The sequence below is a fragment of the Streptomyces sp. NPDC041940 genome, from assembly GCF_055589465.1.
On the sequence record NZ_JBVJBP010000025.1, the window covers coordinates 1 to 21,647 of the forward strand.

Annotated in this window: 19 protein-coding genes; 13 read left to right on the plus strand and 6 right to left on the minus strand. The window is 69.7% G+C overall.

Features of this window, described 5'->3' with window-relative positions; all coding sequences use genetic code 11:
* Positions 1–183: 183 nt before the first annotated feature.
* The 4 genes from secD to relA all read left to right on the plus strand — a co-directional run bounded on the left by secD (position 184) and on the right by relA (position 6,305).
* Entirely contained in the window at positions 184–1,950 is a 1,767-nt protein-coding gene (gene secD, locus ACZ6I3_RS32565; protein ID WP_469419556.1) for a protein translocase subunit SecD, read from the plus strand.
* A gap of 1 nt (position 1,951) precedes the next feature.
* Positions 1,952–3,058, plus strand: coding sequence for a protein translocase subunit SecF (secF, locus tag ACZ6I3_RS32570; protein ID WP_469419557.1), 1,107 nt, complete (start codon positions 1,952–1,954; stop codon positions 3,056–3,058).
* On the plus strand, positions 3,055–3,594 hold the full coding sequence (locus tag ACZ6I3_RS32575) for an adenine phosphoribosyltransferase (protein ID WP_469419558.1): 540 nt from the start codon (positions 3,055–3,057) through the stop codon (positions 3,592–3,594). The genes secF and ACZ6I3_RS32575 overlap by 4 nt, the downstream gene beginning before the upstream one ends.
* A gap of 194 nt (positions 3,595–3,788) precedes the next feature.
* Entirely contained in the window at positions 3,789–6,305 is a 2,517-nt protein-coding gene (gene relA / locus ACZ6I3_RS32580) for a GTP pyrophosphokinase (protein WP_469419560.1), read from the plus strand.
* A gap of 62 nt (positions 6,306–6,367) precedes the next feature.
* Here relA and ACZ6I3_RS32585 read toward each other — a convergent pair whose 3' ends face one another.
* Together ACZ6I3_RS32585 and ACZ6I3_RS32590 are read right to left on the minus strand one after the other, a co-directional pair.
* Entirely contained in the window at positions 6,368–7,597 is a 1,230-nt protein-coding gene (locus tag ACZ6I3_RS32585) for a DUF349 domain-containing protein (RefSeq protein ID WP_469419562.1), read from the minus strand.
* Positions 7,598–7,732: 135 nt separating this feature from the next.
* Entirely contained in the window at positions 7,733–8,578 is an 846-nt protein-coding gene (locus ACZ6I3_RS32590) for a peptidylprolyl isomerase (RefSeq protein ID WP_469419563.1), read from the minus strand.
* A 167-nt stretch (positions 8,579–8,745) separates the two neighbouring features.
* Between ACZ6I3_RS32590 and ACZ6I3_RS32595 the strand changes: the two genes are divergently transcribed.
* Complete coding sequence (locus tag ACZ6I3_RS32595) at positions 8,746–9,453, plus strand: MBL fold metallo-hydrolase (protein WP_469419565.1); 708 nt, start codon at positions 8,746–8,748, stop codon at positions 9,451–9,453.
* Positions 9,454–9,464: 11 nt separating this feature from the next.
* Positions 9,465–10,727 carry a histidine--tRNA ligase gene (hisS, locus tag ACZ6I3_RS32600; protein WP_469419567.1) on the plus strand — a complete coding sequence of 421 codons (1,263 nt, stop codon included), beginning with the start codon at positions 9,465–9,467 and terminating at the stop codon, positions 10,725–10,727.
* Between the two features lie 37 nt (positions 10,728–10,764).
* Here the strand turns inward: hisS and ACZ6I3_RS32605 are convergent, their stop codons facing one another.
* From ACZ6I3_RS32605 to ACZ6I3_RS32620, 4 genes are read right to left on the minus strand one after another with little or no spacing between them, the layout of a single operon-like run.
* The gene (locus ACZ6I3_RS32605) at positions 10,765–11,391 is read right to left on the minus strand and encodes a response regulator (protein WP_469419568.1); all 627 of its coding nucleotides are present in this window, start codon (positions 11,389–11,391) and stop codon (positions 10,765–10,767) included.
* Complete coding sequence (locus ACZ6I3_RS32610; RefSeq protein WP_469419570.1) at positions 11,388–12,584, minus strand: sensor histidine kinase; 1,197 nt, start codon at positions 12,582–12,584, stop codon at positions 11,388–11,390. Before ACZ6I3_RS32610 ends, ACZ6I3_RS32605 begins: the two co-directional genes overlap by 4 nt.
* On the minus strand, positions 12,581–13,426 hold the full coding sequence (locus ACZ6I3_RS32615; RefSeq protein WP_469419571.1) for an ABC transporter permease: 846 nt from the start codon (positions 13,424–13,426) through the stop codon (positions 12,581–12,583). Before ACZ6I3_RS32615 ends, ACZ6I3_RS32610 begins: the two co-directional genes overlap by 4 nt.
* Positions 13,423–14,289 (minus strand): ABC transporter ATP-binding protein, encoded by an 867-nt coding sequence (locus ACZ6I3_RS32620; protein WP_469419573.1) that lies wholly within the window; start codon positions 14,287–14,289, stop codon positions 13,423–13,425. Before ACZ6I3_RS32620 ends, ACZ6I3_RS32615 begins: the two co-directional genes overlap by 4 nt.
* 142 nt (positions 14,290–14,431) lie before the next feature.
* Here ACZ6I3_RS32620 and ACZ6I3_RS32625 point away from each other — a divergent pair, with 142 nt between their 5' ends.
* From ACZ6I3_RS32625 to ruvX, 7 genes are all read left to right on the plus strand, one after another.
* Complete coding sequence (locus ACZ6I3_RS32625; protein ID WP_469419574.1) at positions 14,432–15,088, plus strand: vitamin K epoxide reductase family protein; 657 nt, start codon at positions 14,432–14,434, stop codon at positions 15,086–15,088.
* Between the two features lie 57 nt (positions 15,089–15,145).
* Positions 15,146–16,498 carry a replication-associated recombination protein A gene (locus ACZ6I3_RS32630; RefSeq protein WP_469419575.1) on the plus strand — a complete coding sequence of 451 codons (1,353 nt, stop codon included), beginning with the start codon at positions 15,146–15,148 and terminating at the stop codon, positions 16,496–16,498.
* A 302-nt stretch (positions 16,499–16,800) separates the two neighbouring features.
* On the plus strand, positions 16,801–17,415 hold the full coding sequence (rpsD, locus tag ACZ6I3_RS32635; RefSeq protein ID WP_193480208.1) for a 30S ribosomal protein S4: 615 nt from the start codon (positions 16,801–16,803) through the stop codon (positions 17,413–17,415).
* 189 nt (positions 17,416–17,604) lie between these two features.
* Positions 17,605–18,045 (plus strand): DUF948 domain-containing protein, encoded by a 441-nt coding sequence (locus tag ACZ6I3_RS32640; protein ID WP_215122628.1) that lies wholly within the window; start codon positions 17,605–17,607, stop codon positions 18,043–18,045.
* A gap of 9 nt (positions 18,046–18,054) precedes the next feature.
* Positions 18,055–18,399 (plus strand): hypothetical protein, encoded by a 345-nt coding sequence (locus ACZ6I3_RS32645; protein WP_469419577.1) that lies wholly within the window; start codon positions 18,055–18,057, stop codon positions 18,397–18,399.
* Positions 18,399–21,071: an alanine--tRNA ligase gene (gene alaS, locus ACZ6I3_RS32650; RefSeq protein ID WP_469419579.1), complete on the plus strand. Its 2,673-nt coding sequence runs from the start codon at positions 18,399–18,401 to the stop codon at positions 21,069–21,071. Before ACZ6I3_RS32645 ends, alaS begins: the two co-directional genes overlap by 1 nt.
* 16 nt (positions 21,072–21,087) lie before the next feature.
* Positions 21,088–21,552 (plus strand): Holliday junction resolvase RuvX, encoded by a 465-nt coding sequence (gene ruvX, locus ACZ6I3_RS32655; protein WP_382497604.1) that lies wholly within the window; start codon positions 21,088–21,090, stop codon positions 21,550–21,552.
* The last annotated feature ends 95 nt before the right edge of the window (positions 21,553–21,647 follow it).

Here is a 21,647-nt window from a genome sequence, read left to right on the forward strand (position 1 = left end):
CCCCCCCCCCCCCCCCCCCCCCCCCCCCCCCCCCCCCCCCCCCCCCCCCCCCCCCCCCCCCCCCCCCCCCCCCCCCCCCCCCCCCCCCCCCCCCCACGCCCAGCTCGCACGGAGTCCCGACATTAGTCATGGCCGCCTTCCCGCCGATCCGGAGCGAGGCGGCCCGAGAGGGAGTACGAGAAGGTGGCCACACCCAAGAAGGGCCGGAGCGCGAGCGCCCAGAGCAAGCCGGGGCGCTCGCTGGCCCTGATCCTGATCGCCATCGTGGCGCTCACCGGTGGGATGTTCGCCTCGGGGCACACGAAGCCGCGTCTCGGCATCGACCTGGCCGGCGGTACGAGCATCACGCTCCGCGCGGTCCCCGAGGCCGGCAACGAGTCGGCGATCAATCAGACCAACATGAACACGGCGGTCTCCATCATGGAGCGCCGTGTCAATGGTCTGGGCGTCTCCGAGTCCGAGGTCCAGACGCAGGGCCGGGAAAACATCATCGTCAACATTCCCAAGGGCACCAACTCGGAACAGGCCCGCAAGCAGGTCGGCACCACCGCCAAGCTGTACTTCCGCCCGGTCCTCACGACCGAGGTCTCCGGCGGAGCCGGCAAGGCCAGCCCTTCGCCGAACCCCTCCGGAAGTCCGTCGGACAAGCCGTCCGGCAAGGCCACCGACAAGCCCGAGGCCACCGACAAGAACTCCGCCTCCCCGTCGGCGAGCCCGACGACGCAGGGCCGTGCGGTCACCGACGCGCTGAAGGCCGACGCGACGCCGTCCGCCGGCGCCTCGGACAAGGGGAAGGCCAGCCCCTCCCCGTCCGCCACCGGCGGAACCTCCGGCGACGACCAGAGCAAGCTCCAGGCGCAGTACGCGGCACTCGACTGCACCAACGAGAAGACCCGCGCCACGGTCGGTGAAGGCGTCAAGGCCTCCGAGATGGCCCTGGCCTGCGGCCAGAACTCGGGGGGCCAGTGGCAGAAGTACATCCTCGGCCCCGCCGCGGTCGACGGCACCGACGTCGACAAGGCCCAGGCGACCCTGAACACGCAGACCGGCGCCGGCTGGACGGTCCAGATGGACTTCACCGACGCGGGCGCCAAGAAGTTCGGCGACATCACCGGCAAGCTGGCGCAGAACCAGCAGCCGCAGAACCAGTTCGCGATCGTCCTGGACGGCGACGTGGTCTCCGACCCGTCCGTCAGGCAGGCTCTGACCGGCGGCAACGCGGAGATCTCCGGCAACTTCACCCAGCAGTCCGCGCAGGACCTGTCCAACATGCTGAGCTACGGTGCGCTGCCACTGACCTTCAAGGTGGACAGCATGACGACCGTGACCGCCGCGCTGGGCGGTGACCAGTTGCAGGCCGGGCTGATCGCCGGCGCGATCGGTCTCGCGCTGGTCGTCATCTATCTGCTGGCCTACTACCGCGGCCTGTCGTTCATCGCGATCCTCTCGCTGCTGGTCTCCGCCGCTCTCACCTACACGCTCATGGCCCTGCTGGGCCCGGCCATCGGCTTCGCGCTGAACCTGCCGGCGGTGTGCGGTGCCATCGTCGCGATCGGCATCACAGCGGACTCGTTCATCGTGTACTTCGAACGTGTCCGCGACGAGATCCGGGAGGGCCGCAGCCTGCGCCCCGCCGTCGAGCGGGCCTGGCCGCGCGCCCGGCGCACCATCCTCGTCTCCGACTTCGTGTCGTTCCTCGCCGCCGCGGTGCTCTTCGCCGTCACCGTCGGCAAGGTCCAGGGCTTCGCGTTCACGCTCGGTCTGACGACCCTGCTCGACGTGGTCGTCGTGTTCCTCTTCACCAAGCCGCTGCTGACCCTGATGGCCCGCCGCCCGTTCTTCGCGAACGGCCACAAGTGGTCCGGTCTCGACCCGAAGAGCCTGGGCGCCCAGCCGCCGCTGCGCCGTACCCGCCGCCCCGCCGCCCCTGCCGACCCGAAGGAGGCCTGAGATGTCGAAACTCGGCAACCTCGGCGCCCGACTCCACCGCGGCGAGGTCGGCTACGACTTCGTCAAGAACCGCAAGATCTGGTACAGCGTCTCGATCCTGATCACCATCCTGGCCATCGCCGGCCTGGCGGTGCGCGGCCTGAACATGGGCATCGAGTTCCAGGGCGGCGCCGTCTTCACCACCCCCAAGGGCACAAGCGCCTCGGTGTCCCAGGCCGAGTCGTACGCGGAGGAGGCCTCCGGCCACGACGCGATCGTCCAGAAGCTCGGCGACGGCAGCATGCGTATCCAGGTCGCGGGCATCGACACCGACGCGGCAAACAAGATCAAGAACACGCTCGCCGACGATTTCAAGATCGACACGGAGCAGATCAACGCCGAACTGGTCGGCCCCAGCTGGGGTGAGCAGATCGCCAACAAGGCCTGGCAGGGCCTCGGCATCTTCCTGATCCTCGTGGTGATCTATCTGGCGATCGCCTTCGAGTGGCGCATGGCCATCGCCGCCTTCGTCGCACTGATCCACGACATCACCATCACGGTCGGCATCTACGCCCTGGTCGGCTTCGAGGTCACGCCCGGCACGGTGATCGGTCTGCTCACGATCCTCGGCTACTCGCTCTACGACACGGTCGTGGTCTTCGACAGCCTCAAGGAACAGACCAAGGACATCACCAAGCAGACCCGCTGGACCTACAGCGACGTCGCCAACCGCTCGATCAACAGCACCCTGGTCCGCTCGATCAACACCACGGTGGTCGCGCTGCTGCCGGTCGCGGGCCTGCTGTTCATCGGCGGCGGTGTCCTCGGCGCCGGCATGCTGAACGACATCTCGCTGTCGCTGTTCGTCGGTCTCGCCGCCGGTGCGTACTCCTCGATCTTCATCGCCACGCCGCTCGTCGCCGACCTCAAGGAGCGCGAGCCGCAGATGAAGGCCCTGAAGAAGCGCGTCCTGGCCAAGCGGGCCAAGGGCGAGACCCCTGAGACGGAGACCGGGGACGAGGCCTACGCCGACGAGCCCGACGACGCCGCACCCGCGGTCGTCGGGCCGCGCAACCAGCCCGCGTCCCGCACTCGCGGCCGGGGCCGCCCCTCGGGGAAGCGCCGATGACCGACATCAAGGAACTGCTGCTCAGCCGCATCAGGGACGTGGCCGACTACCCGGAGCCGGGCGTGATGTTCAAGGACATCACCCCGCTCCTGGCGGACCCGGCGGCGTTCACCGCGCTCACCGACGCGCTCGCGGAGATCGCCGAGAGTGCCGGCGCCACCAAGATCGTCGGCCTCGAGGCCCGCGGCTTCATCCTCGGCGCCCCGGTCGCCGTCCGCGCCGGCCTCGGCTTCATCCCCGTACGCAAGGCGGGCAAGCTCCCCGGAGCCACCCTCGGCCAGGCCTACGACCTGGAGTACGGCTCGGCGGAGATCGAGGTGCACGCCGAGGACCTGGTCGCCGACGACCGCGTCCTGATCGTCGACGACGTCCTCGCCACCGGCGGCACCGCCGAGGCCTCGGTCCAGCTCATCCGCCGGGCCGGCGCCGAGGTCGCCGGTCTGGCCGTGCTCATGGAGCTCGGCTTCCTCGGCGGCCGCGCCCGCCTGGAGCCGGCTCTGAACGGCGCTCCGCTGCAGGCGCTGCTCACGGTCTAGAAAGCCCACGGCAGCCCGGTGGACACCGGCACGACACCGCGGAGGCGGGCCCGGAGGAATCCGGTGCCCGCCTCTCGCGTTCCCGGGGTAGACGGTCCTCACATTGGCCTGAAGGCGATCCTGGGGCACAGGATGGCTACCATGGGGTCTCCGGAGCCTGACCGGGGGACCCGGAACGCGCACGAGGAGCCCTCTTGTCAGACGAGGCCCAGCACCTGACCGCCGCCAAGCCCGAGTCCGCCTCGGCAGCGGCCAAGCCCGCGCCCAACGCGCCGCACGCGAAGAACGACACACGCGGGCCGGTCGAGCACGCCCAGTCGGCGCCCGTCGACAAGCCCGCCGAGCAGTCGCGCCCCAAGCCGGCCCCTCCCGCGGTGCGCCAGGCAGGCGGCCAGCCCGCCCGCACCGGGTCTTCCAACCGCGTCCGTGCCCGCCTCGCCCGGCTCGGCGTCCAGCGCGCCAACCCGTACAACCCCGTGCTGGAGCCCCTGCTGCGCATAGTGCGCGGCAACGACCCGAAGATCGAGACCGCGACGCTCCGCCAGATCGAGAAGGCCTACCAGGTCGCCGAGCGCTGGCACCGCGGCCAGAAGCGCAAGAGCGGCGACCCGTACATCACGCACCCCCTCGCCGTGACCACCATCCTCGCCGAGCTGGGCATGGACCCGGCCACGCTGATGGCCGGTCTGCTGCACGACACGGTCGAGGACACCGAGTACGGCCTGGACGACCTGCGCCGTGACTTCGGCGACGTCGTCACCCTGCTCGTCGACGGCGTCACCAAGCTGGACAAGGTCAAGTTCGGCGAGGCGGCCCAGGCCGAGACCGTGCGCAAGATGGTCGTCGCCATGGCCAAGGACCCCCGCGTCCTGGTCATCAAGCTCGCCGACCGCCTGCACAACATGCGCACCATGCGCTACCTCAAGCGCGAGAAGCAGGAGAAGAAGGCGCGCGAGACCCTGGAGATCTACGCGCCGCTCGCCCACCGGCTGGGCATGAACACCATCAAGTGGGAGCTGGAGGACCTCGCCTTCGCGATCCTCTACCCCAAGATGTACGACGAGATCGTCCGCCTGGTCGCCGAGCGCGCCCCCAAGCGCGACGAATACCTCGCCATAGTCACCGACGAGGTCCAGCAGGACCTTCGGGCGGCCCGCATCAAGGCGACCGTGACCGGCCGGCCCAAGCACTACTACAGCGTCTACCAGAAGATGATCGTCCGCGGCCGTGACTTCGCGGAGATCTACGACCTGGTGGGCATCCGCGTCCTCGTGGACACCGTCCGCGACTGCTACGCGGCCCTCGGCACCGTGCACGCGCGATGGAACCCGGTCCCCGGCCGGTTCAAGGACTACATCGCGATGCCCAAGTTCAACATGTACCAGTCGCTGCACACGACGGTGATCGGCCCCGGCGGCAAGCCCGTCGAGCTGCAGATCCGCACCTTCGACATGCACCGCCGCGCCGAGTACGGCATCGCCGCGCACTGGAAGTACAAGCAGGAGGCCGTCGCCGGCACCTCGAAGGTGCGCACCGACGCCCCCAAGTCGTCCGGCAAGAGCAAGGACGACCACCTCAACGACATGGCCTGGCTGCGCCAGCTGCTGGACTGGCAGAAGGAGACCGAGGACCCCGGCGAGTTCCTGGAGTCCCTGCGCTTCGACCTCTCCCGCAACGAGGTCTTCGTCTTCACCCCCAAGGGCGACGTCATAGCGCTCCCGGCGAGTGCCACCCCGGTGGACTTCGCGTACGCGGTCCACACCGAGGTCGGGCACCGCACGATCGGCGCCCGCGTCAACGGCCGCCTGGTCCCGCTCGAATCCACCCTCGACAACGGCGACCTGGTCGAGGTCTTCACCTCCAAGGCGGCCGGCGCCGGTCCCTCCCGCGACTGGCTCGGCTTCGTCAAGTCGCCGCGCGCCCGCAACAAGATCCGGGCCTGGTTCTCCAAGGAGCGCCGCGACGAGGCGATCGAGCAGGGCAAGGACGCCATCGTCCGCGCGATGCGCAAGCAGAACCTGCCGATCCAGCGCATCCTGACCGGCGACTCCCTGGTGACCCTCGCGCACGAGATGCGCTACGCGGACATCTCCGCGCTGTACGCGGCGATCGGCGAGGGCCATGTCTCCGCGCAGAACATCGTGCAGAAGCTCGTCCAGGCCCTCGGCGGCGAGGAGGCCGCCACCGAGGAGATCGACGAGTCGGTCCCGCCGGCCCCCGGACGCAGCCGCAAACGCCGCTCCAGCGCCGACCCGGGCGTCGTCGTGAAGGGCGTCGACGACGTGTGGGTCAAGCTGGCCCGCTGCTGCACGCCCGTACCGGGCGACCCCATCATCGGCTTCGTCACCCGCGGTAGCGGTGTATCGGTTCACCGCAACGACTGCGTGAACGTGGAGTCACTGTCCCGCGAGCCCGAGCGCATCCTCGAGGTCGAGTGGGCGCCCACCCAGTCCTCGGTCTTCCTGGTCGCCATCCAGGTCGAGGCGCTGGACCGCTCCCGGCTGCTGTCGGACGTCACCCGGGTGCTGTCCGACCAGCACGTCAACATCCTCTCCGCGGCCGTCCAGACCTCCCGCGACCGCGTCGCCACCTCCCGCTTCACCTTCGAGATGGGCGACCCGAAGCATCTCGGCCATGTGCTGAAGGCGGTCCGGGGCGTGGAGGGCGTCTATGACGTGTACCGGGTGACGTCGGCACGCAGCAGGTCGTAGGGACCACGCGAAAGGGGGCTCCCGTACCGCACAGGTACGGGAGCCCCCTTTTGAGGTGTTGATCAGCCTCCGAACTCCTGCAGGCCCTTCTGCGCCTGGTCCAGCAGCGCCTGGCGACCCTCGAGCTCACGCTCGAGCTTGTCGGCCCTGGCGTTGTTGCCCTGCGTACGGGCCTGCTCGATCTGGCCCCGCAGCTTGTCCACGGCGGCCTGGAGCTGGCCGGTCAGACCCTCGGCACGCGCGCGTGCCTCCGGGTTCGTCCGGCGCCACTCGGCCTCCTCGGACTCCTGGAGGGCCCGCTCGACGGCGTGCATCCGGCCCTCGACCTTGGGCCGCGCGTCGCGCGGCACATGGCCGATGGCCTCCCAGCGCTCGTTGACGGAACGGAACGCGGCCCGGGCCGCCTTCAGGTCCGTGACCGGCAGGAGCTTCTCGGCCTCCTCGGCCAGCTCCTCCTTGAGCTTCAGGTTCTCCGACTGCTCGGCGTCCCGCTCGGCGAAGACCGAGCTGCGGGCCGCGAAGAAGACGTCCTGGGCACCGCGGAAGCGGTTCCACAGATCGTCCTCGTGCTCACGCTGGGCACGGCCCGCGGCCTTCCACTCGGCCATCAGCTCGCGGTAGCGCGCGGCCGTCACGCCCCAGTCCGTCGAGTTCGACAGTGCCTCGGCCTCGGAGACCAGCCGCTCCTTGGTCCGCCGCGCCTCCTCGCGCTGGGCGTCCAGCTGCGCGAAGTGCTGCTTGCGCCGCTTGGAGAACGCCGACCGCGCGTGCGAGAACCGGTGCCACAGGTCGTCGTCGGACTTGCGGTCCAGGCGGGGCAGGCCCTTCCAGGTGTCCACCAGGGCCCGCAGCCGCTCACCGGCCGCCCGCCACTGGTCGGACCGGGACAGCTCCTCCGCCTCGGCGACCAGCGCCTCCTTGGACTTGCGCGCCTCGTCGGACTGCCGCGCCCGCTGCGCCTTGCGCTCCTCGCGGCGCGCCTCCACCTGTTCCACGAGCTTGTCCAGCCGGACCCGCAGGGCATCCAGGTCGCCCACCACGTGGTGGGCGTCGACCTGCTCCCGGATGTGGTCGATGGCGACCTGGGCGTCCTTGGCCGACAGGTCGGTGGTCTTCACTCGCTTCTCGAGGAGGCCGATCTCGACAACCAGGCCCTCGTACTTGCGCTCGAAATAGGCCAGCGCCTCTTCGGGAGTGCCTGCCTGCCAAGAGCCGACAACCTGCTCGCCGTCGGCCGTACGCACGTACACGGTCCCCGTCTCGTCGACGCGGCCCCACGGGTCGCTGCTCACAGCGCCTCCTCCACATGATGCCTGCGAGGGGCCTCAGCACCCCCGGGCATCGTCCACAGTTTCGTCACGGCCAACATAGGCGACCGGCGGGGGGCGTGTCCGCATCCCGCGCGACCGAAATTTCGCAGTTGGGGGTCAGGATTCGGTGATCGTGGCCTTGTTGATCACGACCGTCGCGTTGGGCGCCGTGTTGCCCGTCTGAGGGTCGGGAGCCTCCGCTCCGGCCTTGGCGATCTTCGTCAGAACCTTCATGCCCGCCTCGGACACCGTACCGAACGGTGTGTAGTCGGGCGGCAGCTGACTGTCCTGGTAGACGAGGAAGAACTGGCTGCCGCCGCTGTCCCGCCCCTGCTTCGTCTGGGCGTTGTACTGGTTCGCCATCGCGACCGTGCCCGCCGGGTACACCCCGCCCTTGAGGCTCTTGTCCTTGAGGTTCTCGTCCGGGATCGTGTAGCCGGGTCCGCCCATGCCGGTGCCCTGCGGGTCACCGCACTGCAGGACGTAGATGCCCTGGTTGGTGAGCCGGTGGCACTTGCTGTGGTCCAAGTACCCCTTGCCGAGAAGGTAGTTGAACGAGTTGACGGTGTGCGGCGCCGCCGACGCCTTCAGCGCGACGTCTATCTCGCCGCACGTCGTGTCCAGCTTCATCGTGTACTTCGCCGACTCGTCGATCGACATCGCAGGTTCCTTCTTCCAGGTCTGCGACTCGACCTTGCCCGCGGCGGGCTTCTCGCACGGGTCCGGGGCCTTGCTGGGCGTGGCGCTCGGCGTGACGTCCGCGTTCGCATTCTTCGGCCTGCCGTCGTCCTCGAACGGCTTGGTCAGGAAGACCGTCACGGAGAGCACCACGATCACGCCGAGAGCCGAGGCGATCACGGAGTTGCGGATACGGGCCTTGCGTCGAGCGTCCGTGCGTCGCTGCTGCTGCCGCAAGAACTTCTCCCGGGCGAGCTGACGCCGCCGCTGTTCCTGGCTGACCACCGGGTTCTCTCCTCATGGGTCTCGAACGTCGACCGGTACGCGAGCGTCCTGTGTGCCGAGCGCCTGCGTGTGCCCCGTACCGTATATGGGTTCGCTGAGGAATCGGCAGCGCCGGTAGGCTCTGTCACCAGCCGCAGCCTCCCGTATCGACACAACGAAGGACGATCGTGCTCATTGCCGGGTTCCCCGCCGGGGCCTGGGGGACGAACTGCTATCTCGTCGCCCCCGCCGCCGGTGAGGAGTGCGTGATCATCGACCCCGGCCATCAGGCCGCCGACGGCGTCGAGGAAGCGATCAGAAAGCATCGGCTCAAGCCCGTCGCCGTCGTCCTCACCCACGGCCACATCGACCATGTCGCCTCGGTCGTCCCGGTGTGCGGCGCGCACGACGTGCCCGCCTGGATCCACCCCGACGACCGGTACATGATGAACGACCCCGAGAAGGGGATCGGCCGTTCCATCGGGATGCCGCTCCTGGGTGAACTGACCGTGGGGGAGCCGGACGACGTCAAGGAGCTGGCCGACGGGGCGAAGCTGGAGCTGGCGGGCCTGGAGCTGTCCGTCGCGCACGCGCCCGGCCATACCAAGGGGTCGGTGACCTTCGGTTTGCCCGAGGCGGCGGACATCCCGCCGATCCTGTTCTCGGGCGACCTGCTGTTCGCCGGCTCCATCGGACGCACCGACCTGCCCGGCGGCGACATGGCCGAGATGCTCGACTCGCTGGGCCGCGTGTGCCTGCCGCTCGACGACTCGACCGTGGTGCTGTCCGGCCACGGCCCCCAGACGACCATCGGCCAGGAGCGCGCCACCAATCCGTATCTGCGGCAGGTGGCAGCCGGCCAGGGAGCTCAGCCCGCTCCCCGACGAGGAATGTGACGAGACCTTCCGTGAGCACCTTCAAGGCCCCCAAGGGCACGTACGACCTGATCCCGCCGGACTCCGCGAAGTACCTGGCGGTCCGTGAGGCGATCGCCGCGCCGCTGCGGGACTCCGGCTACGGCTACATCGAGACGCCGGGCTTCGAGAACGTCGAGCTCTTCGCACGCGGTGTCGGCGAGTCGACGGACATCGTGACGAAGGAGATGTACGCCTTCGAGACCAAGGGTGGCGACAGGCTGGCCCTGCGCCCCGAAGGCACGGCGTCCGTCCTGCGTGCCGCGCTGGAGGCCAACCTGCACAAGGCGGGCAACCTCCCGGTCAAGCTCTGGTACTCCGGCTCGTACTACCGCTACGAGCGTCCCCAGAAGGGCCGTTACCGCCACTTCTCGCAGGTCGGTGCCGAGGCGATCGGCGCGGAGGACCCGGCGCTGGACGCCGAGCTGATCATCCTGGCCGACCAGGCGTACCGCTCGCTGGGCCTGAGCGACTTCCGGATCCTGCTCAACAGCCTGGGCGACCAGGAGTGCCGCCCGGTGTACCGCACGGCGCTGCAGGACTTCCTGCGCGGCCTGGACCTGGACGAGGACACCCTGCGCCGGGCGGAGATCAACCCGCTGCGCGTCCTGGACGACAAGCGTGAGTCGGTCCAGAAGCAGCTGGGGGACGCCCCGCTGCTGCGCGACTACCTCTGTGACGCGTGCAAGGCGTACCACGAGGAGGTCCGCGAGCTGATCACGGCGGCGGGCGTCGCCTTCGAGGACGACGTGAAGCTGGTCCGCGGCCTGGACTACTACACCCGCACCACCTTCGAGTTCGTCCACGACGGTCTGGGCTCCCAGTCCGCGGTGGGCGGCGGCGGCCGATACGACGGTCTCTCCGAGATGATCGGCGGCCCGGCCCTGCCGTCCGTCGGCTGGGCCCTCGGCGTCGACCGCACGGTCCTCGCCCTGGAGGCGGAGGGCGTCGAGCTCGAACTCCCCGCCACCACCAGCGTGTTCGCCGTCCCGCTCGGCGAGGAGGCCCGCCGGGTCCTGTTCGCCAAGGTCACGGAACTGCGCAAGAACGGCATCGCGGCCGACTTCTCCTACGGCTCCAAGGGCCTCAAGGGTGCCATGAAGAACGCCAACCGCAGCGGCGCCCGCTACACGGTCGTGGCGGGGGAGAGGGACCTCGCCGAGGGCGTCGTCCAGCTCAAGGACATGGAGTCGGGCGAGCAGACGGCGGTGGGCGTGAACGAGATCGTGGCGGAACTGGAAGCCCGGCTGGGCTGACGTGAGCGCGAAGGCGCCGGAGACCCCGGCGCCTTCCTCACTGCTCCAGCAGCCCGAACCGCATCGCGCTCGTCACCGCGGCGGTCCGGTCGTCCACCCCCAGCTTGCCGAAGATCCGCAGCAGATACGTCTTCACCGTCGACTCGCCGATGAACAACCGGCGACCGATCTCCGCGTTGGTGCAGCCCTCCGCGACCAGCCGCAGCACCGCCACCTCGCGCTCCGACAGCCGCGGGCGCTCCGGCCTGGTCCGCAGCTGGTCCACCAGCCGGGCCGCGACGGACGGCGCCAGGACCGTCTCACCACGCGCCGCCGCCCGTACGGCCTCCGCGAGTTCGGCACGCGGCAGGTCCTTCAGCAGATAGCCCGCGGCTCCGGCCTCCACCGCCCGCAGGATGTCCCGGTCCGTCTCGTACGTCGTCAGCACGACCACCCGGCACGGCAGCCCGGCCCCCGTCATCCGCACGATGGAGTCCACACCCCCGCCCCCGGGCATCCGCAGATCCATCAGCACGATGTCCGGCCGCAACTCCGCCGCCAGCGCCTCCGCCTGCGGACCACTGGACGCGTCGGCGACGACCTCCAGGTCGGGCTCGGCACTGAGCATCGCCCGCAGCCCCTCCCGTACGACGGGATGGTCGTCGGCCAGGATGATCCGGATCACGGCAGCTCCCTCCTCACGACCGGCAGCCGGACGGTCACGGCCGTGCCGTCACCCGGGGCACTGCGCACCTCAGCGGTTCCGCCCACCTCGACGGCCCGGGCCCGCAGCCCCGCGAGACCGTATCCGCCGCGGACCACCGCCGGGTCGAAGCCGCGGCCGTCGTCCCGCACGGACACCATGAGCGAGTCGTCCCCGTACGCCAGCGACACCCCGACCCGCACCGGACTCCCCGCGTGCTTACGGGCGTTGGCCAGCGCCTCCTGGCAGGCGCGCAAGGCGACCACCTCGGGCCCGGCGGGCAGCGTCCGGACCGGCCCGGTCACCTCCAGCGTCCCGTCATGGCGCGCGGCGAGCCTGCGCAACGCGTCCGGCAGGGACGCGCCGTCCAGGTCCGCGGGAGCGCCCCCGGCGACCAGGGCGCGGGCCTCGGCGAGGTTCTGCCGGGCCGTCTCGTCCATCAGCCGCAGATGACGCCGCGCCGCGGGGACGTCGTGATCCAGCTCCGCCTCGACCGCCTGGACCAGCATCACCACACTCGTGAACCCCTGCGCGAGGGTGTCGTGGATCTCCCGGGTCAGCCGCTCCCGCTCGGCCAGCGCCCCATGGGCCTCGGACAGCCGGCCGATCTCGTGCCGGCTCGCGTCCAGCTCCGCGATCAACTCGGCCCGCTCCTGGCTCTGCTCGATGATCCGGATCGTCCAGCTGCCGAGCGCCACCGAGAACACCAGCGTGACCACGCAGAACAGCACGTTGAAGACCACGTCCCGGGTGTCGGGACGCCACAGCAGCGCCCAACCCGCCACGGGCACGAGGTTGATCACGGCCACGGCCACCAGCGCCGACCGCGACCGCAGGGTCATGAAGCACTGCGGGATCAGCGCGAAGGCCAGCAGCCGCGTCTCGCCGGCGAGCACCGCCGACGGCAGGAACAACGCCAGCGCCGCCGCCAGACAGCCGATCGCCTGTCGCTGGTCGGGCGGGTCGCCCTGGATCAGCCGGCGCCCGACCCCCACGTACAGCGGGACCAGCGGGACGAGCAGCGCCGCGGCGATCGCACGGACCGGCCAGCCGGGATGCTCCGCGGCCAGCACATAGGCCACGGTGACGACCCAGATGAGCGCGAAGTACGTGTCCCAGAGCCGGAACGAGCGCTCCCAGGTGTAGGCGCTGCCGGCATCCGCCGCATCGCTCATCCCTCGCGCCGGTCCTTCCAGCGGAACGTCAGCAGGCACAGCGCCAATCCTCCGACGCACCATGCGGCGAGCACCAGAGCCACGCGTCCGTGTTCCCAACTCCCCGCCTGCTCCAGCACCTGCGCCGACTCCGGCAGGAACACCCCGCGCAGCCCCTGGCACATCCACTTCAGCGGGAACAGCGCACCGACGGTCAGCATCCAGTCCGGAATGGTGCCGATGGCGATGTACACCCCGGAGATGAACTGCAGTACCAGGAACGGCAGGACGACCACCGAACTGGCACTGTTCGCGGACTTCGGCACCGAACTGATCGCGATGCCGAGCAGGGCGCACGCCGTGATCCCCAGCACGAAGATCCACACCAGATCGAACCAGCGGACCGCGTCCGAGGGCAGGGCCACGTCGTAGAAGGCGGTGCCGATCAGGAGCAAAATCACGGTCTCCAGCAGACCCGTGAAGAGAACCAGCCAGATCTTGCCGAGGAAGTACGCCGTAGGTGGCATCGGGGTGCCGCGCAGCCGGCGCAGCACCTTCTCCTGCCGCTCGACGGCGATCGAGATGCCGAGCGCCTGGAAACTCGTCGACATGATGCCGGCGGCCATCATCGCCGGGACGTACAGCTGCGAGGCGGTGATCCCCGCGCCCTCCACGTCGTCCTTGAAGATCGACGCGAACAGGAACAGGAAGACGACCGGGAAGGCGAAGGTGAATACCACCTGGTCGCGCTGCCGGAAGAACTGTTTGATCTCCAGCGCGCCCCGCCGCAGCCCGAGCCCCCACGCACCGGGCAGCCGCTCCGCACCGACCTCACCGCGCTCCCGCACGACGGTCGTGGTCATGCCCTCTCCTCCTGTCCGGTGAGCCGGAGGTAGACGTCCTCCAGCGTGGGGCGGCTCACCGTCAGCCCCGGGATCTCGCCGTCGAAGCGGTGCAGGAGCCCGGCGATCGTGCGGGTCGGCGTCTCGGTGCGCGCGCTGCGCGCACTGCCGTCCGGCTCGGTCCACTCGACGACGGCCTCGGTGCCGTACCGCTCCCGCAGCGCACCGGGCTCGCCCTCGGCGACGATCCGGCCCTTGGCGACGATGGCCAGCCGGTGCGCGAGCGCCTCCGCCTCCTCCAGGTAGTGGGTGGTCAGCAGGATCGTCGTGCCGTCGTCGGCCAGAGCGCGGATCAGCGACCAGAACTGCCGCCTGGCCGCCGGGTCGAACCCGGTCGTCGGCTCGTCCAGGAGGAGCAGGTCCGGGTCGCCGATCACGCCGAGCGCCACGTCCAGGCGCCGGCGCTGACCGCCCGACAGCGCCTTGATCCGGCTGTCCGCCTTCGTCTCCAGACCGACCAGGCCGATGACCTCCTCGGGGTCGCGCGGCCGGGGGTAGTAGCGGGCGAAGTGCCGTACGGTCTCCCGGACCGTCAACTCGGCGGGCGCGGATTCGTCCTGCCAGACGATTCCGACGCGTGAGCGCCACGCGCGCGTGGCGGTCGCCGGGTCCGACCCGAGCACGGACACCTCGCCCGCGTCCCGGGCCCGGTTGCCCTGGAGGATCTCCACCGTGGTGCTCTTGCCCGCGCCGTTGGGTCCCAGCAGGCCGAACACCTCGCCGCGCCGGATGCCTAGATCGACACCGTCGACGGCGGTCACGTCCCCGTAGCGCTTGCGCAGCCCCCGCACGTCCACGGCGAGGTCGTACCCGTGTGCTGTCATGCGACGATCGTCGGCCGGAACCGAATGCTCAGGGCCGACCGTGCGGACATCCTTATGTCCACTGAACGGTGGACAGACCTCCGTGTGCGGCACAATGGCCATGCCCGAAGTTGGTCAGGTCTCAAGCGACGGAATCGGCGTGATGAGCAAGACGACAGTCAAGGACGTCTCCATGGAGCCCGAGTCGGAGCGCGCCGAGATCGCGCCCCGCACCGAGGGCGGCAGCCGGGCCCTCGCCCTGCTGCTGGTGATCACCGGCGCGGCCGGACTGCTCGCCGCCTGGGTCATCACGATCGACAAGTTCAAGCTCCTCGAGGCCAAGGTCGAGGGCAAGACGTTCACGCCCGGCTGCAGCCTCAACCCCGTCGTCTCCTGCGGCAGCGTCATGGAGAGCAAGCAGGCCGCCGTCTTCGGCTTCCCGAACCCCATGCTCGGCCTCGTCTGCTACGGCATCGTCATCGCCGTCGGCATCAGCCTCCTCGCCCGCGCCCGCTACCCGCGCTGGTACTGGCTCACCTTCAACGCCGGCTGCCTGTTCGGCGTCGTCTTCTGCGCCTGGCTGATGTTCCAGTCCCTGTACCGGATCAACGCACTGTGCCTGTGGTGCTCCCTCGCCTGGGTCGCGACGATCCTCATGTTCTGGTACGTGACGTCGTTCAACATCCGCAAGGGCTTCCTCCCGGCCCCGACTTGGCTCAAGAGCTTCTTCGGCGAGTTCACCTGGGTCCTGCCCGTGCTGCACATCGGGATCATCGGCATGCTGATCCTGACCCGCTGGTGGGACTTCTGGACCAGCTGACCCCGGCCGCTCCGGGGCCCCGCGGGATTGTCAGTGCCGTGATTTAGGGTTTCTGACGTGGAGCCCGACCTGTTCACCGCCGCAGCAGAAGAACGCCAGGAGAAGGAGCCGTCCAGCAGCCCCCTGGCCGTGCGGATGCGCCCGCGCACCCTCGACGAGGTCGTGGGCCAGCAGCATCTGCTGAAGCCGGGCTCGCCCCTGCGCAGACTGGTCGGCGAGGCCTCCGGCCCCGCCGGCGCCTCCTCCGTGATCCTCTGGGGCCCGCCCGGCACCGGCAAGACCACCCTGGCGTATGTCGTCTCCAAGGCCACCGACGCCCGCTTCGTCGAACTGTCGGCGATCACCGCGGGCGTCAAGGAGGTCCGCGCGGTCATCGACGGCGCCCGCCGCGCCTCCGGCGGCTACGGCAAGGAGACCGTCCTCTTCCTCGACGAGATCCACCGCTTCAGCAAGGCCCAGCAGGACTCCCTGCTCCCGGCGGTGGAGAACCGCTGGGTGACGCTGATCGCGGCGACGACGGAGAACCCGTACTTCTCGGTGATCTCGCCCCTGCTCTCCCGCTCCTTGCTGCTCACCCTCGAACCGCTCACGGACGACGACATCAAGGGCCTTCTCCGCCGCGCCCTCACCGACGAGCGCGGCCTCAGGGACGCCGTCGCCCTCCCCGAGGAGACCGAGAACCACCTCCTGCGCATCGCCGGCGGCGACGCCCGCCGCGCCCTCACCGCCCTGGAGGCGGCCGCCGGAGCAGCCCTCGACAAGGGCGAGACGGAGATCGGCCTGACCACCCTGGAGGAGACGGTCGACCGGGCCGCCGTGAAGTACGACCGCGACGGCGACCAGCACTACGACGTGGCCAGCGCCCTGATCAAGTCCATCCGCGGCTCCGACGTCGACGCCGCCCTGCACTACCTGGCCCGGATGATCGAGGCCGGCGAGGACCCCCGTTTCATCGCCCGCCGCCTGATGATCTCCGCCAGCGAGGACATCGGCCTGGCCGATCCGAACGCCCTGCAGATCGCGGTCGCCGCAGCCCAGGCCGTCGCCATGATCGGCTTCCCCGAGGCCGCCCTCACCCTCAGCCACGCCACGATCGCCCTCGCCCTGGCGCCCAAGTCCAACGCCGCGACCACCGCGATCGGCGCCGCCCTGGAGGACGTACGCAAGGGGCTCGCCGGGTCCGTGCCCGCGCACCTGCGCGACAGCCACTACAAGGGCGCGACCAAGATCGGCCACGGCCAGGGCTACGTCTACCCCCACGACCTGACCGAGGGCATCGCCGCCCAGCAGTACGCCCCGGACGCGCTCAAGGACCGCGAGTACTACACACCGACCCGGCACGGCGCGGAGGCCCGCTACGCGGACGCGGTCGAATGGACCCGGAAGAACCTCGGTCGAAAGCGGTCCTGAGCACCCTGTAAACTCAGCCGGAGTGCCGCGTCCCGTGCAGTCAGAACGGGACAGTCGGCCGGAGCCGATCCCCGGACCGGCTCCAGGAGCGTCGCGCACCGTCGAACGGTGTCGCGGGCAGCCCACCACCACCCGTCGCACGACGGGACCGGCCGGTGGGCCACTCGCGTGCTGCACGTATGTGCCCAGACCAGGGAGCGGCTGCCCGACAGGTCCGCCAGCGGACCCGGAGGGTTTCCCCGGCTGCGGATGCGACCTCCCATAACCCTGACAAGCCGGAAACCAGGAAAGAGAAAAAGACAGTGGCGAACCAGTCCCGCCCCAAGGTCAAGAAGTCGCGTGCCCTCGGCATCGCGCTGACCCCGAAGGCCGTCAAGTACTTCGAGGCCCGCCCCTACCCCCCGGGTGAGCACGGCCGCGGCCGCAAGCAGAACTCGGACTACAAGGTCCGTCTGCTCGAGAAGCAGCGTCTGCGCGCGCAGTACGACGTGTCCGAGCGCCAGCTCGTCCGCGCCTACGACCGTGCCTCCAAGGTCCAGGGCAAGACCGGTGAGGCCCTGATCATCGAGCTCGAGCGCCGTCTCGACGCGCTGGTCCTGCGTTCGGGCATCGCCCGCACGATCTACCAGGCCCGCCAGATGGTCGTCCACGGCCACATCGCGGTCAACGGCAAGAAGGTCGACAAGCCCTCCTTCCGTGTCCGTCCGGACGACGTCGTGCAGGTCCGCGACCGCTCCAAGGAGAAGACGCTCTTCACGATCGCCCGTGAGGGTGGCTTCGCCCCCGACGGCGAGACCCCGCGCTACCTCCAGGTGAACCTCAAGGCCCTGGCGTTCCGCCTGGACCGCGAGCCGAACCGCAAGGAGATCCCGGTGATCTGCGACGAGCAGCTCGTCGTCGAGTACTACGCCCGCTGATTCTCGGCAGGCACGCGGTACGACAGCCCGCCGTCTCTCCGTCCCTTCCGGGCGGGCGAGGCGGCGGGCTGTCGCGAATCCGCCGTCGCCGGGCGGCAATCCGGTACGGAGCCGCACCCCCGGCGCGATAGGCTCGTGGCACGACTTTCTCGTATTCAGGCAGATGTTCAGGCACGTTTCAGGGAGCGGGTGCAGACAGTGTCCGGTGGAGAGGTGGCCGGAATCCTGGTGGCCGTCTTCTGGGCGATCCTGGTCTCCTTCCTCGCCGTCGCGCTGGCGAGGCTGGCCCAGACGCTCAAGGCGACCACCAAGCTCGTGGCGGACGTGACCGACCAGGCCGTCCCGCTGCTGGCCGACGCCTCCTCGGCGGTGCGCTCCGCGCAGACCCAGATCGACCGGGTCGACTCGATCGCCTCCGACGTCCAGGAGGTGACGTCGAACGCCTCCGCGCTGTCGACCACCGTCGCCTCCACCTTCGGCGGCCCCCTGGTCAAGGTCGCCGCCTTCGGCTACGGCGTGCGCCGGGCCCTCGGCGGCCGCAAGGAGGACGTGCCCGCCAAGGCGTCCAGGCGTACCGTGATCGTGGGCCGCACGGTCTCTCGACGCGGCGCCCGAGGGAAGAGGGACTGAGAGCAAGCGATGTTCCGCCGTACCTTCTGGTTCACCACGGGCGTCGCCGCCGGCGTGTGGGCCACCACCAAGGTCAACCGCAAGCTGAAGCAGCTGACGCCCGAGAGCCTCGCCAGAACCGCGGGCACCAGGGCGATCGAGGCAGGCCACCGGCTCAAGGACCGTGCGGTCGACTTCGCGCTCGACGTCCGGGACAACATGGCCCAGCGGGAGGAAGAGCTGGGTGATGTCCTCGGCATCAACAGCGACCCCGAACTCCCCGCACCCCGGCGGTACACCGCCATCGAGAACCGCAACAACCCGAAGTCCGTCGACAGGACGACGTACTCGTACAACCGGAATGAGGACCACTGATGGAGTCGGCTGAGATTCGCCGCCGCTGGTTGAGCTTCTTCGAGGAGCGCGGTCACACCGTCGTCCCTTCGGCGTCGCTCATCGCGGACGACCCGACTCTGCTCCTCGTCCCGGCCGGCATGGTGCCCTTCAAGCCCTACTTCCTGGGTGAGGTCAAGCCGCCCTTCGACCGCGCCACCAGCGTGCAGAAGTGCGTCCGCACGCCGGACATCGAAGAGGTCGGCAAGACCACCCGGCACGGCACGTTCTTCCAGATGTGCGGCAACTTCTCCTTCGGCGACTACTTCAAGGAAGGCGCCATCAAGCACGCCTGGGAGCTGCTCACCGGCTCCCAGGACAAGGGCGGTTACGGCCTCGACCCCGAGCGCCTGTGGATCACCGTCTACAAGGACGACGACGAGGCCGAGCGCATCTGGCACGACGTCGTCGGCGTGCCGAAGGAGCGCATCCAGCGCCTCGGCATGAAGGACAACTACTGGTCCATGGGCGTGCCCGGCCCGTGCGGTCCCTGCTCCGAGATCAACTACGACCGCGGCCCCGAGTTCGGCGTCGAGGGCGGACCCGCCGTCAACGACGAGCGGTACGTGGAGATCTGGAACCTCGTCTTCATGCAGTACGAGCGTGGCGAGGGCATCGGCAAGGACAACTTCGAGATCCTCGGCGAGCTGCCGAGCAAGAACATCGACACCGGCCTCGGCCTCGAGCGCCTCGCCATGATTCTGCAGGGCGTGCAGAACATGTACGAGATCGACACCTCGATGGCCGTCATCGAGAAGGCCACCGAGCTGACCGGCGTCCGCTACGGCGACGCCCACGACTCGGACGTGTCCCTGCGCGTGGTCACCGACCACATGCGCACCTCCGTGATGCTCATCGGCGACGGCGTCACCCCGGGCAACGAGGGCCGCGGCTATGTGCTGCGCCGCATCATGCGCCGCGCCATCCGCAACATGCGCCTGCTCGGTGCCACCGGTCCGGTCGTCAAGGACCTGATCGACACCGTGATCGGCATGATGGGCCAGCAGTACCCCGAGCTCGTCACGGACCGCGAGCGCATCGAGAAGGTCGCCCTCGCCGAGGAGAACGCCTTCCTCAAGACGCTGAAGGCCGGCACCAACATCCTCGACACGGCCGTCACCGACACCAAGGCCTCCGGCGGCACCGTCCTCGCCGGCGACAAGGCCTTCCTGCTCCACGACACCTGGGGCTTCCCGATCGACCTCACCTTGGAGATGGCCGCCGAGCAGGGCCTCTCCGTGGACGAGGACGGCTTCCGCCGTCTGATGAAGGAGCAGCGGGAGCGCGCCAAGGCCGACGCCCAGGCCAAGAAGACCGGCCACGCCGGCACCGGCGCCTACCGCGAGATCGCCGACCAGGCCGGTGCCACCGACTTCATCGGCTACACCGCCACCGAGGGCGAGTCGAGGATCGTCGGCATCCTCGTCGACGGTGCCTCCTCCCCGGCCGCCATCGAGGGCGACGAGGTCGAGATCGTCCTCGACCGCACCCCGTTCTACGCCGAGGGCGGCGGCCAGATCGGCGACACCGGCCGGATCAAGGTCGACACCGGTGCCGTCATCGAGATCCGCGACTGCCAGAAGCCGGTCCCGGGCGTGTACGTCCACAAGGGCGTCGTCCAGGTCGGCGAGGTCACCGTCGGTGCCACGGCCCACGCCTCGATCGACTCCCGTCGCCGCACGGCCATCGCCCGCGCCCACTCGGCCACGCACCTCACCCACCAGGCGCTGCGCGACGCCCTCGGCCCGACGGCCGCCCAGGCCGGTTCCGAGAACCAGCCCGGCCGCTTCCGCTTCGACTTCGGCTCGCCGTCCGCCGTTCCCACGGCCGTGATGACCGACGTCGAGCAGCGCATCAACGAGGTCCTCTCCCGCGACCTCGACGTGCAGGCCGAGGTCATGGGCATCGACGAGGCCAAGAAGGCCGGTGCCATCGCCGAGTTCGGCGAGAAGTACGGCGAGCGCGTGCGCGTCGTGACCATCGGCGACTTCTCCAAGGAGCTGTGCGGTGGCACGCATGTGCACAACACCGCCCAGCTGGGTCTCGTGAAGCTGCTCGGTGAATCGTCCATCGGTTCGGGAGTTCGCCGCATCGAGGCCCTGGTCGGTGTCGACGCCTACAACTTCCTCGCCCGTGAGCACACGGTCGTCGCCCAGCTCCAGGAGCTGATCAAGGGCCGTCCCGAGGAGCTCCCGGAGAAGGTCTCCGCCATGCTCGGCAAGCTGAAGGACGCCGAGAAGGAGATCGAGAAGTTCCGCGCCGAGAAGGTGCTCCAGGCCGCCGCCGGTCTCGCCGAGTCCGCCAGGGACGTCCGCGGCATTGCTGTGGTGACCGGTCAGGTCCCGGACGGCACGACCGCCGACGACCTGCGCAAGCTCGTGCTTGACGTGCGCGGACGCATCCAGGGCGGACGGGCCGCCGTGGTGGCCCTCTTCACGGTGGCGAACGGCAAGCCGCTCACGGTCATCGCCACCAACGAGGCCGCCCGCGAGCGCGGCCTCAAGGCCGGCGACCTGGTCCGTACGGCCGCCAAGACCCTCGGTGGCGGCGGTGGCGGCAAGCCGGACGTCGCCCAGGGCGGCGGCCAGAACCCGGCCGCGGTCGGTGACGCCGTGGACGCCGTGGAGCGCCTGGTCGCCGAGACGGCCAAGTAAGAGACGGGTCAGGAAGATGCGCAGAGGACGTCGACTCGCGATCGACGTCGGGGACGCCCGTATCGGGGTCGCCTCGTGCGACCCCGACGGGATCCTCGCCACCCCGGTGGAGACGGTCCCGGGGCGTGACATCCCCGCAGCTCAGCGACGGTTGAAGCAACTCGTCGAGGAGTACGAGCCGCTTGAGGTCGTCGTCGGTCTCCCACGCTCCCTCAAGGGGGGCGAGGGCCCGGCCGCGGTCAAGGTCCGCGCCTTCGTCCAGGAACTGGCCCGCATGATCGCCCCGGTTCCGGTCAGACTCATTGACGAACGTATGACCACGGTGACGGCCAGTCAGGGACTGCGCGCTTCCGGTGTGAAGTCCAAGAAAGGCCGCTCCGTGATCGACCAGGCAGCTGCGGTGGTCATCCTCCAGCAGGCGCTTGAATCCGAACGGGTGTCAGGTAAAGCACCCGGCGAAGGCGTCGAAGTGGTCATCTGATCGCGATACGGTAACGTTCCGCGCGATGCGCCGGTGTTCGAACAGCTGACGCACCAGAGAGAGGCGGACGGAAGCCCGGCCGGAAGCCGAGCGAC

What these genes read in the sequence shown, in the direction of transcription:
- secF (WP_469419557.1), top strand. Translation starts at nt 1,952, where the DNA reads ATGTCGAAACTCGGCAACCTCGGCGCCCGACTCCACCGCGGCGAGGTC.
- ACZ6I3_RS32575 (WP_469419558.1), top strand. Translation starts at nt 3,055, where the DNA reads ATGACCGACATCAAGGAACTGCTGCTCAGCCGCATCAGGGACGTGGCC.
- ACZ6I3_RS32610 (WP_469419570.1), bottom strand. Translation starts at nt 12,584, where the DNA reads ATGAGCGATGCGGCGGATGCCGGCAGCGCCTACACCTGGGAGCGCTCG.
- ACZ6I3_RS32615 (WP_469419571.1), bottom strand. Translation starts at nt 13,426, where the DNA reads ATGACCACGACCGTCGTGCGGGAGCGCGGTGAGGTCGGTGCGGAGCGG.
- ACZ6I3_RS32620 (WP_469419573.1), bottom strand. Translation starts at nt 14,289, where the DNA reads ATGACAGCACACGGGTACGACCTCGCCGTGGACGTGCGGGGGCTGCGC.
- ACZ6I3_RS32625 (WP_469419574.1), top strand. Translation starts at nt 14,432, where the DNA reads ATGAGCAAGACGACAGTCAAGGACGTCTCCATGGAGCCCGAGTCGGAG.
- ACZ6I3_RS32645 (WP_469419577.1), top strand. Translation starts at nt 18,055, where the DNA reads ATGTTCCGCCGTACCTTCTGGTTCACCACGGGCGTCGCCGCCGGCGTG.
- alaS (WP_469419579.1), top strand. Translation starts at nt 18,399, where the DNA reads ATGGAGTCGGCTGAGATTCGCCGCCGCTGGTTGAGCTTCTTCGAGGAG.
- ruvX (WP_382497604.1), top strand. Translation starts at nt 21,088, where the DNA reads ATGCGCAGAGGACGTCGACTCGCGATCGACGTCGGGGACGCCCGTATC.